Origin of the sequence: Agromyces sp. CCNWLW203 (genome assembly GCF_036576125.1) — a bacterium.
Lineage (GTDB): Bacteria > Actinomycetota > Actinomycetes > Actinomycetales > Microbacteriaceae > Agromyces.
This window is the reverse complement of the sequence record NZ_JAZHYX010000003.1, coordinates 104,732-120,562: the sequence shown is the minus strand read 5'-3', so window position 1 is coordinate 120,562 and position 15,831 is coordinate 104,732. Positions and strand designations below refer to the sequence as shown.

Genomic DNA, 15,831 nt, shown 5'->3' with positions numbered 1-15,831 from the left:
AGCGGGCAGGAGCCTAGGCTCGGAACATGAGCACCGAACGCCCCGCACCCGGTCTCCGAGACGCGTACACGCATGGCCACCATGCGAGCGTGCTGCGCACGCACTCCTGGCGCACGGTCGACAATTCGGCGGCCTACCTCCTGCCCCATCTGCACGAGGGAATGCGCGTGCTCGACGTCGGCAGCGGCCCCGGCACGATCACGATCGACCTCGCGCGTCGCGTGCGCCCCGGGACGGTCGTCGGTATCGACGCCTCGGCCGACGTGGTCGCTGCCGCTGCCGGTCTCGCCGAGAGCGAGGGAGTGGCGAACGTGGAGTTCGCGGTCGGCGACGCCTACGCGCTCGACTTCGACGACGACACCTTCGACGTCGTGCACGCCCACCAGGTGCTGCAGCACCTCGCACGACCGGTCGACGCGCTGCGCGAGCTCCGACGGGTCACGAAGCCCGGCGGGCTCGTCGCCGCTCGCGACGTCGACTACGGCGGCGTGATCTGGAACCCGGTCTCGCCCGGTCTCACCCGGTGGCTCGAGCTCTATCACGCGGTGCACCAGTGGAACGGCGGCGAGCCCGACGCCGGGCGGCACCTGAAGACCTGGGCACGCGAGGCGGGGTTCATCGACATCGAGACGACCGGTACCGTGTGGGTGTTCTCCACGGCGCTCGAACGCGAGTGGTGGGGCGGTGCCTGGGCCGAGCGCGCGACGGAGTCGCAGTTCGCCGCCCACGCGATCGAGTCGGGCCACGCCGACGTACAGGAGCTCCGTGCCATCGCCGGCGCATGGCGCGCCTGGGCGGCCGACGACGACGGCTGGCTGCTCATGCCGCACAGCGAGATCATCGCCCGGGCGTAGAGCGAGCGCCTCGGCGCAACTCCTGGAGCTGAGCGCCCGCTACCAGTCCTCGTCGGCGTCGTGCGCGTCGACGATCGTGTCGCGCACGACCGTGCCGTCGTCGAGTTCGGCGATCGGCCGGCCCTCGAGCCAGGTGAGGGTCCAGTGGCGGTTCGCGCCGTCGCCCGTGAAGGCCGTCTCGGCGGCCGCGATGCGCTCACGCAGTTCGTTCGGCACGGATGCCGGCGGCACCGCCCCGAACGCCCAGCGCGTGCCGAGACGCATCAGGCGTCCATCTCGTAGGTGACCCAGCTGGTGCGTCTGGCGAGCTGGTCGTAGACCTGCTGCGCCGGCGTGTTGTCGTCGGCTGTGATCCAGCTGACGCCGCCCTGGCCTATCTCGGCCGCACGCGCGTGCACGAACTCGATGAGCGCCCGCCCGATGCCTGAGCCGCGCGCGCCCTCGTCGACGTAGAGGTCGTCGAGGAACATGCCCCGGGTGGCCGTCAGCGAGTGCGGCACCGCGCGGTAGTGGGCGAGCCCGACGGGCCGGCCCTCGTCGTCGACGGCGAGTGCGGCCTGCAGCGGCTCCGCCTCATCGCGGATCCAGTTCCAGACGATGAGCGCCTTCGCGTCGTCGAGCTCGGTCTCGTAGAAGCGGCAGTACGCCTCGAACAGCGGCAGCCATCCGAAGAAGTCGTCGTCACCGGCCGGTCTGATCTCGTAATTCATGGTTCCCCCTATTCCGACGGCGCCTCGAAGACGACGTCGCGGACTTCGAATGACTCGGCCTCGATGAAGCCGAGCTCGGCGATGCGCCCCACCGCACGCAGATCTGATGCGACCGACTCGAGCAGTGCGAGCGTCACGGCGGGTGCTGCGATCACGGCGCTCGTCACGGGCGTCTTCTGCGACGCCTTCGCGTCGGTCTTCGCCCGGCGGATGCCGGTGAGCGCGAGGCCCGCGAGCTCGAGCAGCTCGACGCCCGCTTCGCCGCGGGCGGCGAGCTCGTCGATGGTCGGCCACGATGCCACGTGCACCGAGCCGTCGTGCGACCAGCGCCACGCCTCTTCGGTCGCGAACGGGATGACGGGGGCGAAGAGCCGGAGGAGCACGCCGAGCGCGGTCTTCAGCGCCGCGACGGCCGAGGCCTGCTCAGGGCTCGGCTCGCCATAGGCGCGCTCCTTCACGAGCTCGAGATAGTCGTCGCAGAACGTCCAGAAGAACGTCTCGGCGAGTTCGAGGGCTCGGGCGTGGTCGTAGGCCTCGAGCGAGCGGGTGGCGCGCTCGACGACGCCCGCGAGCTCGGCGAGCATGCTGCGGTCGACGGGCACGGTCACAGCGGCATCCGCAGCGCCCTCGAAGCCGAGGATGAACTTCGCCGCGTTCAGCACCTTGATGGCGAGGCGGCGGCCGATCTTGACCTGCGTCGGGTTCTGCGGGTCGAAGGCCGCGTCGGTGCCGAGGCGCGAGGACGCAGCCCAGTAGCGCACCGCGTCGGAGCCGTGCTGGTCGAGGAGCCCGGCGGGCGTCACGACGTTGCCCTTCGACTTCGACATCTTCTTGCGGTCGGGGTCGACGATGAAGCCCGAGATGGAGGCGTTCGCCCAGGGCGCCACGCCGTGCTCGAGCTCGGCGCGGAGCGTCGTCGAGAACAGCCACGTGCGGATGATGTCCTGACCCTGCGGGCGCAGCGAGTAGGGGAAGACGAGGTCGAAGAGCTCGGGGTCGCGCTCCCAGCCGCCCGCGAGCTGCGGGGTCAGCGACGACGTTGCCCAGGTGTCCATGACGTCGTGCTCGCCGATGAAGCCGCCGGCCTGTCCGCGCTGCGACTCGTCGAAGCCCGGTGCGGCCGCCGATGATGGGTCGACCGGCAGCATCTCGCGGGTCGCGACGATCGGCTCGTCGAACTTCGGGTCGCCGGCTGCGTCGAGCGGGTACCAGACCGGGATCGGCACGCCGAAGAAGCGCTGGCGGGAGACGAGCCAGTCGCCCGACAGGCCGCCGACCCAGTTCTCGTAGCGCACGCGCATGAAGTCGGGGTGCCAGTCGATCTCGCGCCCGTGCGCGAGGAGTCGCTCGCGCAGCGCCTCGTCGCGCGCGCCGTTGCGGATGTACCACTGGCGCGTCGAGACGATCTCGAGTGGCTTGTCGCCCTTCTCGAAGAACTTGACGGGGTGGGTGATCGACTTCGGGTCGGCGAGCAGGTCGCCCGAGTCGCGGAGCTGCTGCACGACGGCCTGCTTCGCCGAGAACGTGGTCTTGCCGGCGAGCTCGGCGAACGCCGCCTTGCCCGCCTCGGAGGTGATGACCTCGGGAGCCTCCGCGATGACGCGGCCGTCGAAGCCGATGATCGCGCGGTTCGGCAGGTCGAGCTCGCGCCACCACACGACGTCGGTGATGTCGCCGAACGTGCAGATCATGGCGATGCCGGTGCCCTTGTCCTTCTGGGCGAGGTGGTGGGCGAGGACGGGCACCTCGACGCCGAAGACGGGCGACGTGACGGTCGTGCCGAAGAGCGGCTGGTAGCGCTCGTCGTCGGGGTGGGCGACGAGGGCCACGCACGCGGGGATGAGCTCTGGACGGCTGGTCTCGATCTCGATGATTCCGCCGTCGGGGCGGTGGAACGAGACGCGGTGGTAGTGGCCCGGCTGTTCACGGTCCTCGAGCTCGGCCTGGGCGACGGCGGTGCGGAACGTGACGTCCCAGAGGGTCGGCGCGAGCGCCTGGTAGGCCTCGCCGCGCTCGACGTTGCGCACGAAGGCGAGCTGCGAGGCGAAGAGCGACTCGTCGCCGATCGTGCGGTAGGTCTGGGTCCAGTCGACCGAGAGGCCGAGCTGACGCCACAGCGCCTCGAACTGCTGCTCGTCTTCGACGGTCAGGCGCTCGCACAGCTCGATGAAGTTGCGGCGGCTGATCGGCACCTGGTCGGCGGCCTTCGTCGACTTGCCGTCGCCGCCCTCGAACGGCGGCACGAAGCCGTCGACGTAGGCGAGCGTGGGGTCGCAACGCACGCCGTAGTAGTTCTGCACGCGGCGCTCGGTCGGCAGGCCATTGTCGTCCCAGCCCATCGGGTAGAAGACGCTCTTGCCGCGCATGCGCTGGAAGCGGGCGACGACGTCGGTGTGGGTGTACGAGAACACGTGGCCGATGTGCAGCGAACCCGAGGCCGTCGGCGGGGGAGTGTCGATCGAGTAGATGCACTCGCGAGTCGCGGACGCGCGGTCGAACCGATACGTCCCCTCGCGCTCCCAGGCGCCTCCCCAGACCGATTCGAGGCCTTCGAGGGCGGGCTTGTCAGGAATGCGCGCGGTGTCGGTCATGATGCTCCGGTTCGATGTATGCGGCACCGTGTCGGTGGTGAGGTGCCTGAATGTGCGACGATCCAGCCTATCGGAGTGCGCGCTGCCGGCCGCGTGAACGACCCGGCGGCATCGGCGGGGGCGGTTCAGAGACGGGGTGCGTCGGCCACCAGCTGGGCGGTGTACGGATGCTCCGGCCGCACGAAGACCCGTTCGGCGTCGCCGGTCTCGACGACACGACCCGCGCGCATCACAGCGACATGGTCGGCCATGTGGCGCACCACGCCGAGGTCGTGGGAGATGAAGAGCAGGGCGAGCCCGCGCTCGCGCTGCAGCTCGTCGAGGAGGTCGAGGATCTGCGCCTGGATGGTGACATCGAGCGCGGAGACGGGTTCGTCGCAGATGAGCACGTCGGGCGAAGCCGCGAGGGCGCGAGCGATCGAGACCCGCTGACGCTGCCCGCCAGAGAGGTTCAGCGGCCGACGGTCGGCGACGGATGCCGCGAGCCCGACCTGATCGAGCAGTTCGCCGGTCGACGGCGTGCGAGCATCGGGGCGCCCGCCGGCGGCGGCATCGGCGAGGATGCGCCGCACGTTCCAGCGCGGATCGAACGAGCTGAGCGGGTCCTGGTAGATCGCACCGATGCGGTGGCGTGCCGGTCGCCTGCGGCGCTCGTCGAGCGCCGACCACTCCTGGCCGTCGAGGAGCACAGTGCCGTGGTCGGGTCGAGTGAGCGCCAGGGCGAGGCGGGCGACCGTCGTCTTGCCCGACCCCGACTCGCCGACGAGTCCGAGGGTCTCGCCTCGCCGAAGCGAGAGCGAGACGTCGTCGACCGCCGTGAACCGGCCTCCGGGCACGGGGAAGGTCTTCGTCACATGATCGATCGTGAGAAGAGGAGCGCCGGTGCCGGCCGGCGAGGAGGGTGTGCGCACCGACATCGCGACCGGCGCGGCGCTTGGCGCCGCGATGATGCCCGACTCCGGCGAGGACAGCCTCGCACCGCGCGGTGAATCCGCCGGAACCGCCGCGATGAGCGCCTTCGTGTACCGCTCGCGCGGGTCCTCCAAGACCTCCTGCGCGCTGCCCTGCTCGATGATCTCGCCGTCGCGCATGACGAGCACCCGGTCGGCGAGCCGGGCGACGACGGCGAGGTCGTGGCTGATGAGCAGCGCCCCCGTGCCGCGTTCACGGATGCCCGCGATCAGCGCGAGGATGCGCGCCTGCACCGTGACGTCGAGCGCGGTCGTGGGCTCGTCGGCGATGAGGAGCGGCGGATCGAGGGCGATCGCGCTCGCGATGAGGGCGCGCTGGCGGAGCCCGCCCGAGAGCTCGCCCGATCGGCGGCCCGCCGCGAGCACCGGGTCGGGCATGCCGACCTCGGCGAGCAACTCGAGCACTCGGGTGCGGCGTTCGGCCGGCGACATCCGTCGATGGATGCGCAGGGGGTCGTCGATCTCGCGCCCGACGGGTCGCAGCGGGTCGAGCGAGACGAGTGCGTCCTGCAGGATCAGGCCCGCGCGCGCTCCGCGGACCCCGCGCCACGTTCGCTCGTTCGCCGCGCCGAGTTCCTGGCCGGCGACGACCAAGCGCTCCGAGCTCGTGCGCGAATCGGCTCCGGCCATGCCGAGGAGCGCTCGTGCCGTGACCGACTTGCCGGAGCCGGATTCGCCGACGATCGCAACGCACTCGCCCGGCAGGATCGTGAGGTCGACGCCGCGCACGACCTCCGTCGCGCCGAAGGCGACGCGCAGCGCCGCCACGTCGAGCACCGGCGTGAGCGAAGGACCCAGCGCCGGTTCTGCGGCATCCGTCATCGTCCGCTCCGTCCGCGTCTCGTCATCGCCCGGCCGAGCACGGTGGTGGCGATCGTCGTGCCGACGATCATGAGCCCGGGGAAGACCGTCATCCACCACGCGGTCGCCAGATACGTGCGCCCGGCGGCGAGCATCGCGCCCCACTCCGCGGCCGGGGGCTGCGCGCCGAGGCCGAGGTAGCTGAGGGCGGACGCCCAGACGATGGCCTGGCCGATGCCGAGCGTCGCGAGCACGAACAGCGGGATCAGCGCGTTCGGCAGCACGTGCCGGCCCAGGATGCGCCCTGGCGTGCGACCGAGTACTCGCGCAGCCTCGACGTACTGCGAGGAGCGGATCGACACGAGCTGTCCGCGGATGATGCGGGCATACCCGGGCGCGGTCGAGAGCCCGACGGCGATCGTGGCGGTCACGGGGCCGGGCCCGTAGACGACGATCACGAGCAGGGCAAGGAGCAGGCCCGGGAACGCGAAGAGCACCTCGACGAGTCGGCTGACGCCGAAGTCCGCGATGCGGCCGCCGAAGCTCGCGAGCACGCCGAGCACGAGTCCGAGCGCGAGGCCGATGGCCGTCGCCGTGACGCCGATCAGCAGGGAGGTGCCGGTGCCGGCGACGACGCGGCTGTAGATGTCTCGCCCCGACTCGTCGGTGCCGAACCAGTGCGCGGTCGACGGTGCCGAGAACGCGTCGCCGGGGGCGATCTGATTGGGATCCTGGGTCGCGATGAGCGCCGGGGCGACGGTCGCGGCGACGAGGAAGAGCACGAACGCCCCCGAGACCAGCGTGCCGGCCCGCGGCATCCGGCCTCGCCGCCGGATCACGGCATGGCTTGCGGATGCCTCGACCGTCGTCTGGCGCAGTTCGAGTTCGCTCATCGTGCGCCCTCCTGGCGGAGTCGCGGGTCGGCGACGCGCGACACGACGTCGGTGAGCACCGTCATCAGCACGTAGACGAGCGCCACCAGCAGCACGACCCCGGTGACGACCGGGATGTCGCGGAGCGTGACGGCCTGCAACAGGGTGCGTCCGAGCCCGGGCATCGCGAAGATCGTCTCGACCACGACCGCGCCCGAGAGCAGCCAGCCGAGGGCCCAACCCGAGAGGCTGATCGCAGGCAGCGCCGCGTGACGGATGGTGTGCCGAAGTCGCACGCCGAGTGCGCTCTCGCCCCGGGCGCGGGCGGAGACGACGAACGGCTGCTGCATCGTGTCGAGGAGGCTCTCGCGCATGACCTGCGCGAGGAAGCCTGCGAGCGGAACGGCGAGGGTCACGACCGGCAGCACGAGGCCGCTCGGGGTGCCGGTCGCCACCGGTGGCAGCCAGCCGAGCGCCGTGCTGAACACCGCGATCAGCACGGCCGCGAGCCAGAAGTGGGGCAGCGCCGCCGCCGTGATCTCGATGCCCTCGCCGAGTGCCGAGGCGACGCGCCCCCGGCCGGTCGACCAGATCGCGAGGCCGAGCGCGAGCAGCCAGGCGAGCGCGAGTGCGAGCGTCGCGAGCAGCAGGGTGGCGCCGAGCTGTGCCCCGAGCAGCTCGGCCACCGGCACCTTCAGCGCATACGAGGTGCCGAGGTCGCCGGTGATGAGGCGACCGAGCATCGCGAGGTACTGCACGAGGAGCGGCTGATCGAGCCCGTAATCGCGGCGAACCTGGTCGAGGGCCTCCTGCGAGGCCTGCGAACCCGGCCCGCCGAGGATCGCCTGCGCCGGGTCACCGGGGATCAGGCGGATCGCGAAGAAGGTGAGGCTCGCCACCGCCCACAGTACGAACACCGCACCGGCCACGAGGAGGCCGGTGCGGCGAAGGATCGCGCCGTCGACGCGGCTCGGCGGATCAGCCGGCGAGCCAGGAGTCATAGAAGGTCGGCGTCGACACGGTCGGCAGCGCTCGCGCGCCCTGCACCGACGTGCTCATCAGGAAGCTGTTCTGCTGGTCGTAGAGGGGCAGCAGGTAGTACCCGCCGAGGATGAGTCGCTGCGCCTCGTTGTAGCTCGCTGCACGAGCCTCGGGGTCGCTGGTGGATGCCGCCTCGGCCAGCAGTGCGTCGACCCCGGGGTCGTTCAGCTGCGAGAGGTTCGCGAAGTAGCCGCTCGGAGCCGGCGTGATGCTGTCGGAGTGGTACAGGATGCGGAGCACGTCGGGGCCGACCTTCGTGTACGGGGCGCTGACGATCTCGTACTCGTGGGCCGCGAGTGCGCCGTACCAGCCCGACAGGTCGAGCAGTTCGATGACGACCTCGAACCCGGCCGCCTTCGCGGTCGCCTGCACCTGCTCGAAGAGCGACTGCTCGGCCGGGATCGACTGATTGGTGCTGACCGGGAAGCGCAGCGTCAGCCGGGCGCCGTCGCGCACGCGGTAGCCGTCGGCGTCTCGTTCGCTCCAGCCGGCCTCGTCGAGGAGCTCGTTCGCGCGGTCGAGGTCGGGCGCGAAGAGCTTCTCGTCGGAGTAGGCGACCGACTCGACCGAGGAGAGGGGCGAGTACGAGCGTTCGGCCGTGCCGAAGAACAACGTGTCGATGCCCTCGTCGACCTCCACCGCGCGGATGAACGCCTCGCGCACCCGTTCGTCGTCGAACGGCGCCTGGCCCGAGTTGAGTTCGATGCGGTTGGCCGCACCCGGGCGCGGGGCGTCGAGCCAGACGAGCGCGTCGTTCGACTTCGCCGCCGAGATCGTGTCGGGCTGGGGATTGTCGATGACGTCGACCTGTCCGGCCTGCAGGGCCGCGTAGCGCGACGCCGAGTCGGGAACGAAGCGCCAGTCGATCGCCTCGAGGTACGCGGGGCCCTCGTGCGCGGCATCCGCCGGCGGCGAGGTGTAGTCGTCGTTGCGCACGAGCGAGACATGGTCTTGCTTGACCCACTCGTCGACGATGAACGGACCGGTGCCGATCGGTGCCTGGCAGTTCTCGTCCATGCCGCGGGCGATTCCGGCCGGCGACTGGATGGCGTTCCAGGGCTGCGTGAGCGACTCGAGCAGGGCGCTGTCGGGCGCGCTCATCACGAAACGCGCGACCAGATCGTCGACGACCTCGACGTGGTCGACCTTGCCGAGCGCGAGGTAGCCCGTCGACGACTGGGTTGCCGGATCCTTCAGGTGCTCGACGTTGACCTTGACCGCTTCGGCGTCGAGGGGCGTGCCGTCGGTGAAGGCGACGTCGTCGCGGAGCGTGAACTCCCACGAGAGGCCGTCGTCGGATGCCGTCCACGACTCCGCGAGCCACGGGATGATCTCGCCCGTCTCGTCACGCGAGACCAGGGACTCGAGGAACTGCCCGGCGAGCAGGGCCTGCGGGTAGTTGCCCCCGACGTGCGGGTCGAGGCACGTGGGCTCCGCGTCACCGCTCGCGTAGACGAGGGTGCCGCCCGAGACCGGTTCGCCGGATGCCTCGGGTGCGGGTGCCTGGCATGCGGCGAGCGCGATCGTCGAGACGACGGCCACGGCGGCGATGCCGAGCCGTCGCAGGTTCGGGGAGCTGGTCACGGGTGCAGCAGGCATCGGGGTCCTTGCGGTGGGGGATCTGGGCGGGCTCGCGTCGGCGTGGGCCCGAACTCATCCTGACAGTGAGAAACGGCGACGACAAGCATGTTGTTCTATTTCAGATAGAACAATAGGATTTAGCCATGCTGATCCGGCTCGATCCGACCCTCGACGCACCGCTCTTCGAGCAGCTCGCGTCCGGCCTGCGCGCCTCGATCATCGACGGCAGGCTCACGGGCGGCGAGCGCCTGCCCGCCGCGCGCGAACTGGCCGCCTCGCTCGACCTCAACGTGCACACCGTGCTGCGCGCCTACCACCGCCTGCGCGACGAGCACCTGATCGAGCTGCACCGGGGGCGGGGCGCCATCGTCGCCGTCCGCATCGGCGGGCACGGCGCTCTCGCCGGTGCCGTGTACGACCTCGTCGACGAGGCGAAGAACCACGAGCTGCCCGAGGCCGCCCTCCTCGCCCTCGTGCGCGAGGCCTATCGCTCGGCGCCGCAGGCCTCGGGCGTGCTCCGCCCCATGCCGACGCGGTAGTCTTGACGGCAACGATGTTGATCCGGCTATCACCGGGGAGTCTTCGGAAGAACCCAGGCGGGGCCACGCGGCATCCGCTCGGCAGTAGAACCGAACGGTTCGGCCCGTCACAGCCGGCAATGAGGGGCGAGTCGGTCGCAAGGCGCGGCTCGCAAGCGAGGTGGTACCGCGGCGGCGCTCGATCGAGCACCGGCGTCCTCGTGAGAGCATCCGTCCCCGCAAGGAGCGAGCGTGTACCCCCGTACCCCAGACGACCACGGTGTCGCCCCCTCACCCGAGTTCCCCGCCGTCGAGCGCGACGTGCTGGCCTTCTGGAAGGCCGATGGCACGTTCCAGGCCTCCATCGACCAGCGCGAGGGCGCTCCCGAGTGGGTCTTCTACGACGGCCCGCCGTTCGCCAACGGCCTGCCCCACTACGGGCACCTCCTGACCGGCTACGCGAAAGACCTCTTCCCGAGGTTCCAGACCATGCGCGGCAAGCAGGTGCACCGCCGCTTCGGCTGGGACACCCACGGCCTGCCCGCCGAGCTCGAGGCCGAGCGGCAGCTCGGCATCACCGACAAGAGCGAGATCGAGGAGATGGGCATCGCGGCCTTCAACCAGGCCGCTCGCGACGCCGTGCTCCGCTACACGAAGGAGTGGCAGGAGTACGTCACGCGCCAGGCGCGCTGGGTCGACTTCGAGCACGACTACAAGACGCTCGACGTGACGTTCATGGAGAGCGTCATCTGGGCGTTCAAGACGCTGCACGAGAAGGGCCTCGCCTACGAGGGCTACCGCGTGCTGCCGTACTGCTGGCGCGACCAGACGCCACTCTCGAACCACGAGCTGCGCATGGACGACGACGTCTACAAGATGCGCCAGGACCAGACGGTCACGGTCACGTTCCCGCTCGTCGGGGCGAAGGCCGAGTCGCTCGGCCTCACGGCCGTGCGCGCGCTTGCGTGGACGACGACGCCGTGGACGCTGCCGACGAACTTCGCCCTCGCGGTCGGGCCCGACATCGAGTACGCGGTCGTTCCCGCGGGGCCGAACGGCACGCCCGACGCGACCGTGCGGCGCGAAGAGGTCGGCACGGCCGAGACGGGCGCCGCGGCATCCGACACCGAGGTGCTCGGCGGCGAATACCTGCTCGCGATCGACCTCGTCGGCAACTACGCGAAGGAGCTCGGCTACGAGTCGGTCGACGACGCACGCGCCGCGGTCTCCCGCACCGTTCGCGGCCGCGAGCTCGAGGGCGTGGCCTACGACCGGCTCTTCGACTACTACGCCGACGTCGAGGAGTACGGCCTGCAGAACGCCTGGCGCATCCTCGTCGCCGACTACGTCACAACTGAAGACGGCACGGGCATCGTGCACCAGGCCCCCGCCTACGGCGAAGAGGACCAGAAGATCGGCGAGGCCGCGGGCATCCCGGTCATCATCTCGCTCGACGAGGGCGGCCGGTTCCTGCCGGCGGTGACGGATGTCGCGGGGCTGCTCTGGAGCGATGCGAACAAGCCGCTCACCCAGCTGCTGAAGGCCGAGGGGCGACTGCTCCGACAGGCGAGCTACGAGCACTCGTATCCGCACTGCTGGCGTTGCCGGAATCCTCTGATCTACAAGGCCGTCTCGAGCTGGTTCATTCGCGTGCCCGAGTTCAAGGGCCGCATGGGCGAACTCAACGACGACATCAACTGGGTGCCCGACAATGTGAAGGACGGGCAGTTCGGCAAGTGGGTCGCGGGCGCCCGCGACTGGTCGATCAGCCGCAACCGCTACTGGGGCTCGCCGATCCCGGTGTGGAAGAGCGACGACCCCGAGTACCCGCGCGTCGACGTGTACGGCTCGCTCGAGGAACTGCAGCGCGATTTCGGCCGCCTGCCGGTGAACCCCGACGGCGAGCCCGACCTGCACCGTCCCTACATCGACGACCTCGTGCGCCCGAACCCCGACGACCCCACCGGCCGTTCGACGATGCGCCGCATCCCCGACATCTTCGACGTGTGGTTCGACTCGGGCTCGATGCCGTTCGCGCAGGTGCACTACCCGTTCGAGAACCAGGAGTGGTTCGACAGCCACAACCCCGCCGACTTCATCGTCGAGTACATCGGGCAGACCCGCGGCTGGTTCTACGTCATGCACGTGCTCTCGACCGCGCTGTTCGACCGGCGCGCGTTCTCGAACGTCGTGAGCCACGGCATCGTGCTCGGCAGCGACGGGCAGAAGATGTCGAAGTCGCTGCGCAACTACCCCGACGTCTCCGAGGTCTTCGAGCGCGACGGCTCCGACGCGATGCGGTGGTTCCTCATGTCGAGCTCGGTGCTCCGCGGCGGCAACCTGATCGTTACCGAGGAGGGCATCCGCGAGGGCGTGCGGCAGTTCATGCTGCCGCTCTGGAGCACGTGGTACTTCTTCTCGCTCTACGCCAACTCGGCTCGAGAGGGCGGCTACGAGGCATCCGCTCGGACTTCCTCGACCGACGTGCTCGACCGGTACCTGCTCGCGAAGCTCGGCGCCCTCGTCACTGACGTGACCGCAGACTTCGAAGCCTTCGACTCGCCGCTCGCCGCGGCGAAGCTGCGCGACTTCGGCGATGTGCTGACGAACTGGTACGTGCGTCGCTCGCGCGACCGGTTCTGGGCGGGCGTCGGTGAAGACGGTTCGGGCAGCGAGGCGTTCGACACCCTCTACACCGTGCTCGAGACCCTCACGCGCCTCTCGGCGCCGCTGCTGCCGCTCGTCTCCGAGCAGATCTGGCGCGGCCTCACGGGCGGGCGCAGCGTGCACCTGGCCGACTGGCCCGACGCCGCGGCCTTCCCCGCCGACGACGCGCTCGTCGCCGCGATGGACTCGGTGCGCGAGATCAGCTCGGCCGCGCTCTCGCTGCGCAAGCAGTCAGGTCGCCGGGTCCGGCTTCCGCTCGCGCGCCTCACGGTCGTGGCGACGGATGCCGCAGCGCTCGCGCCCTTCGAGGCGATCCTGCGCGATGAGCTGAATGTCAAGGCCGTCGACCTCGTGACCCTCGATGCCTCGAGCGCCGAGCGCTTCGGGGTGACGAAGCGGCTCACCGTCAACGCGCGTGCGGCCGGGCCTCGGCTCGGCAAGACCGTGCAGCAGGCGATCCAAGCGGCCCGTTCGGGCGACTGGAGCGTCGAGGGCGACGCGGTCGTCGCGGGCGGCATCGCGCTCGAGACCGGAGAGTACGACCTCGTGCTCGAGGCAGGCGGCAGCGGCGACGGTTCGAGCGCCCTCGCGCTGCTCGCCGACGGCGGGTTCGTGATCCTCGACACCGCGACGACGCCCGAGCTCGAGGCCGAGGGCCTTGCTCGCGACGTCGTGCGCGCCGTGCAGGAGGCGCGGAAGGCTGCCGGCCTCGAGGTCGGCGACCGGATCCGCCTGATGCTCACGCTCGACGAGACCGGCGCAGCCGCGGCCGAGCGGCACCGCGAGCTCATCTCGGGGGAGACGCTCGCGACCGAACTGTCCGTGCTCGTCGGCGCCCCCGGCGACGACGCGAAGACGGTCGGCGAGTCGTCGCGACTGACCGTGGAGGTGGCGAAGGCATGACCGACGAACTCGAGTTCAGCGACGCGGCCGACGCCGTGTACCGGAGCCTCCTCGAACGGGTCGGCGAAGCCGCTCCCGAGCGACGACTCGACGCAACGCGACGGGCGGTGGAGATCCTCGGCGACCCGCACCGCGCCGCGCCCGTGATCCACATCACCGGCACGAACGGCAAGACCTCGACGAGCCGCATGATCGAGTCGATCCTGCGCGCCGGGGGCCTTCGCACCGGCCTCATGACGAGCCCGCATCTCGAGCGATTCACCGAGCGCATCCTGATCGACGGCCTCCCCGTCGCCGACGAGGCGGTCGCCCGCAACTGGGAGGAGATCGAGCCGTTCATCGCGATCGTCGACGCCGAGCTCGAGGCGGCCGGCACGCCCCGGCTGACGTTCTTCGAGGCGCTCACGGCGCTCGCGTTCGCGTGCTTCGCCGACGCCCCCGTCGACGTCGTGGTGCTCGAGGTCGGCATGGGCGGCGAGTGGGACTCGACGAACGTGGCCGACGGCCAGGTCGCGGTGTTCACGCCGATCGACCTCGATCACGAGTCGGCGCTCGGCACGACGATCGACGAGATCGCGCGCACGAAGGCCGGCATCATCAAGCCCGAGGCTGCCGTCGTCACGGCGTTCCAGTCGCCCGAGGCGCTGACGGTGCTGCGCGACCGGGCTGCCGAGCAGGGCGGCACCTTCGCCGTCGAAGGCGGTGCCTTCGCGGTGCTCGACTCCAGGGTCGCCGTCGGCGGCCAGCTCATCTCGGTGAAGGGACTCGCGGGGGAGTACCGCGACCTCGCGCTGCCCCTCTTCGGCCGCCACCAGGCCGAGAACGCCGCCGTCGCGATCGCCGCGGTCGAGTCATTCCTCGGCGCGGGCACGATGCGCATGGCCGACGAGGTGCTGCAGCAGGGTCTCGGCGGCGTGACCTCGCCCGGGCGACTGCAGATGGTCGGCACCGAGCCGCCCGTGCTCGTCGACGCCGCGCACAACCCGCACGGCGCCGCTTCGCTCGCCGCCGCACTCGAGGAGTACTTCGACTTCGACGAGGTGGCGTTCGTGCTCGGCGTGCTCGCCGGCAAGGATGTCGCCGGCATCGCGGGTGCGCTCGCACCGGTCGCGACCCGGTTCATCGTCACCGCCCCCGATTCCGATCGCGCCATCGGGGCCGAGGAGCTCGCGGCATCCGTCGCCCGAGCCGTCGGACCCGAGCAGGCGGCGGCCGTCGAAGCCGTCGAACGCCTCGACGACGCCCTCGACGAGGCCCGGAGATGGGCCGAGGCCGCGCCGAAGCGCGCGGTCGTCGTCGCCGGTTCGATCGTGCTCGTCGGCGGGGCCATCGCCATCGCCGCAGACCGTGAATGGGGGCGCTCGTGAGCGACTCGACGTCCGTGCCCGAACCCGACGACGCACCCGTGCGGCCGCTGCGCTCCATCCGCCAGAGCCTCGCCGCCATCGTGCTCGGCTTCGAGGTCATCGTGGTGTTCCTCGCCGCGCTCGTCATCTGGGGGCTCTCTCAGGGCGGCGTCGAGGGCTCCCTGCCGTCCTGGGTCGCCCTCGCGGCCGGCGGCGTCATCATCCTCGCCCTGATCGCGACCATCGGGCTCCTGCGGTTCAGCTGGGCGTACCCGCTCGGCTGGGCCATTCAGGTGCTCATCCTCGCGTCGGGCTTCCTGAACCCCGCGATGTTCGTCGTGGGCGCGCTCTTCGGCGGCATGTGGTGGTACTGCATGGTGACCGGCGCACGTATCGACCGAGACCGAGCGGCCGCGGCCGCGCAATGGAAGGAACAGCAATGACCAGCCCCATCGAAGAGACCCTCGTGCTCGTCAAGCCCGACGGCGTCGCACGCAACCTCACCGGCGAGATCCTCCGCCGCATCGAGGCGAAGGGGTACTCGCTCGTCGACATCCGCCTCGTGCAGCCCGACCGCGAACTGCTCGCCCGTCACTACGCCGAGCACGAGGGCAAGCCCTTCTACGAGCCGCTCATCGAGTTCATGGAGTCGGGTGCGATCGTCGCCATGCGCGTCGCCGGCAACCGCGTCATCGAGGGCTTCCGCGTGCTCGCGGGAACGACCGACCCCACGACGGCGGCACCCGGCACGATTCGCGGCGACTTCGGCCGCGACTGGGGCCTCAAGGTGCAGCAGAACCTCGTGCACGGTTCGGACTCGGTCGAGTCCGCCGAGCGCGAGCTCGCCCTCTGGTTCTGAGGCTTCGCTCGAGGCTGCTCGCCGCCCAGCTGCGGCCGCTCGCCATGAGACGGCGATCCGCCTCGCACAGCTGAACGCAGGTCGCGGCGCCCGGTCACCCGGGTGCCGCGACCTCGG

13 protein-coding genes are annotated in these 15,831 nt (G+C 70.7%); 6 read left to right on the top strand and 7 right to left on the bottom strand.

Going from position 1 to position 15,831, the window contains the following annotated elements; all coding sequences use genetic code 11:
* Positions 1-26 precede the first annotated feature (26 nt).
* The gene (locus tag VPH61_RS08725) at positions 27-854 is read left to right on the top strand and encodes a methyltransferase domain-containing protein (protein WP_332063118.1); all 828 of its coding nucleotides are present in this window, start codon (positions 27-29) and stop codon (positions 852-854) included.
* Between the two features lie 39 nt (positions 855-893).
* Here the strand turns inward: VPH61_RS08725 and VPH61_RS08720 are convergent, their stop codons facing one another.
* The 7 genes from VPH61_RS08720 to VPH61_RS08690 form a co-directional block, all read right to left on the bottom strand.
* Positions 894-1,118 (bottom strand): hypothetical protein, encoded by a 225-nt coding sequence (locus tag VPH61_RS08720; protein WP_332063117.1) that lies wholly within the window; start codon positions 1,116-1,118, stop codon positions 894-896.
* Entirely contained in the window at positions 1,118-1,564 is a 447-nt protein-coding gene (locus tag VPH61_RS08715) for a GNAT family N-acetyltransferase (protein WP_332063116.1), read from the bottom strand. The genes VPH61_RS08720 and VPH61_RS08715 overlap by 1 nt, the downstream gene beginning before the upstream one ends.
* A gap of 8 nt (positions 1,565-1,572) precedes the next feature.
* Positions 1,573-4,155: a valine--tRNA ligase gene (gene valS, locus VPH61_RS08710; RefSeq protein ID WP_332063115.1), complete on the bottom strand. Its 2,583-nt coding sequence runs from the start codon at positions 4,153-4,155 to the stop codon at positions 1,573-1,575.
* A gap of 125 nt (positions 4,156-4,280) precedes the next feature.
* Entirely contained in the window at positions 4,281-5,948 is a 1,668-nt protein-coding gene (locus VPH61_RS08705) for an ABC transporter ATP-binding protein (protein WP_332063114.1), read from the bottom strand.
* A complete protein-coding gene (locus VPH61_RS08700; RefSeq protein WP_442879077.1) occupies positions 5,945-6,820 on the bottom strand; it encodes an ABC transporter permease in 876 nt (291 codons plus the stop codon). Before VPH61_RS08700 ends, VPH61_RS08705 begins: the two co-directional genes overlap by 4 nt.
* Entirely contained in the window at positions 6,817-7,800 is a 984-nt protein-coding gene (locus tag VPH61_RS08695; RefSeq protein WP_332063113.1) for an ABC transporter permease, read from the bottom strand. The genes VPH61_RS08700 and VPH61_RS08695 overlap by 4 nt, the downstream gene beginning before the upstream one ends.
* Positions 7,778-9,439 (bottom strand): ABC transporter substrate-binding protein, encoded by a 1,662-nt coding sequence (locus tag VPH61_RS08690; RefSeq protein WP_442879076.1) that lies wholly within the window; start codon positions 9,437-9,439, stop codon positions 7,778-7,780. The genes VPH61_RS08695 and VPH61_RS08690 overlap by 23 nt, the downstream gene beginning before the upstream one ends.
* 125 nt (positions 9,440-9,564) lie before the next feature.
* Between VPH61_RS08690 and VPH61_RS08685 the strand changes: the two genes are divergently transcribed.
* The 5 genes from VPH61_RS08685 (at position 9,565) to ndk (ending at position 15,714) form a co-directional block, all read left to right on the top strand.
* Positions 9,565-9,960 carry a GntR family transcriptional regulator gene (locus VPH61_RS08685; RefSeq protein ID WP_332063111.1) on the top strand — a complete coding sequence of 132 codons (396 nt, stop codon included), beginning with the start codon at positions 9,565-9,567 and terminating at the stop codon, positions 9,958-9,960.
* Positions 9,961-10,191: 231 nt separating this feature from the next.
* Positions 10,192-13,509: an isoleucine--tRNA ligase gene (gene ileS / locus VPH61_RS08680; RefSeq protein WP_332063110.1), complete on the top strand. Its 3,318-nt coding sequence runs from the start codon at positions 10,192-10,194 to the stop codon at positions 13,507-13,509.
* Positions 13,506-14,876, top strand: coding sequence for a bifunctional folylpolyglutamate synthase/dihydrofolate synthase (locus VPH61_RS08675; RefSeq protein WP_332063109.1), 1,371 nt, complete (start codon positions 13,506-13,508; stop codon positions 14,874-14,876). Before ileS ends, VPH61_RS08675 begins: the two co-directional genes overlap by 4 nt.
* Positions 14,873-15,298, top strand: a complete 426-nt coding sequence (locus VPH61_RS08670) for a DUF4233 domain-containing protein (protein ID WP_332063108.1) — start codon at positions 14,873-14,875, stop codon at positions 15,296-15,298. The genes VPH61_RS08675 and VPH61_RS08670 overlap by 4 nt, the downstream gene beginning before the upstream one ends.
* The gene (gene ndk / locus VPH61_RS08665; RefSeq protein ID WP_056009153.1) at positions 15,295-15,714 is read left to right on the top strand and encodes a nucleoside-diphosphate kinase; all 420 of its coding nucleotides are present in this window, start codon (positions 15,295-15,297) and stop codon (positions 15,712-15,714) included. Before VPH61_RS08670 ends, ndk begins: the two co-directional genes overlap by 4 nt.
* The last annotated feature ends 117 nt before the right edge of the window (positions 15,715-15,831 follow it).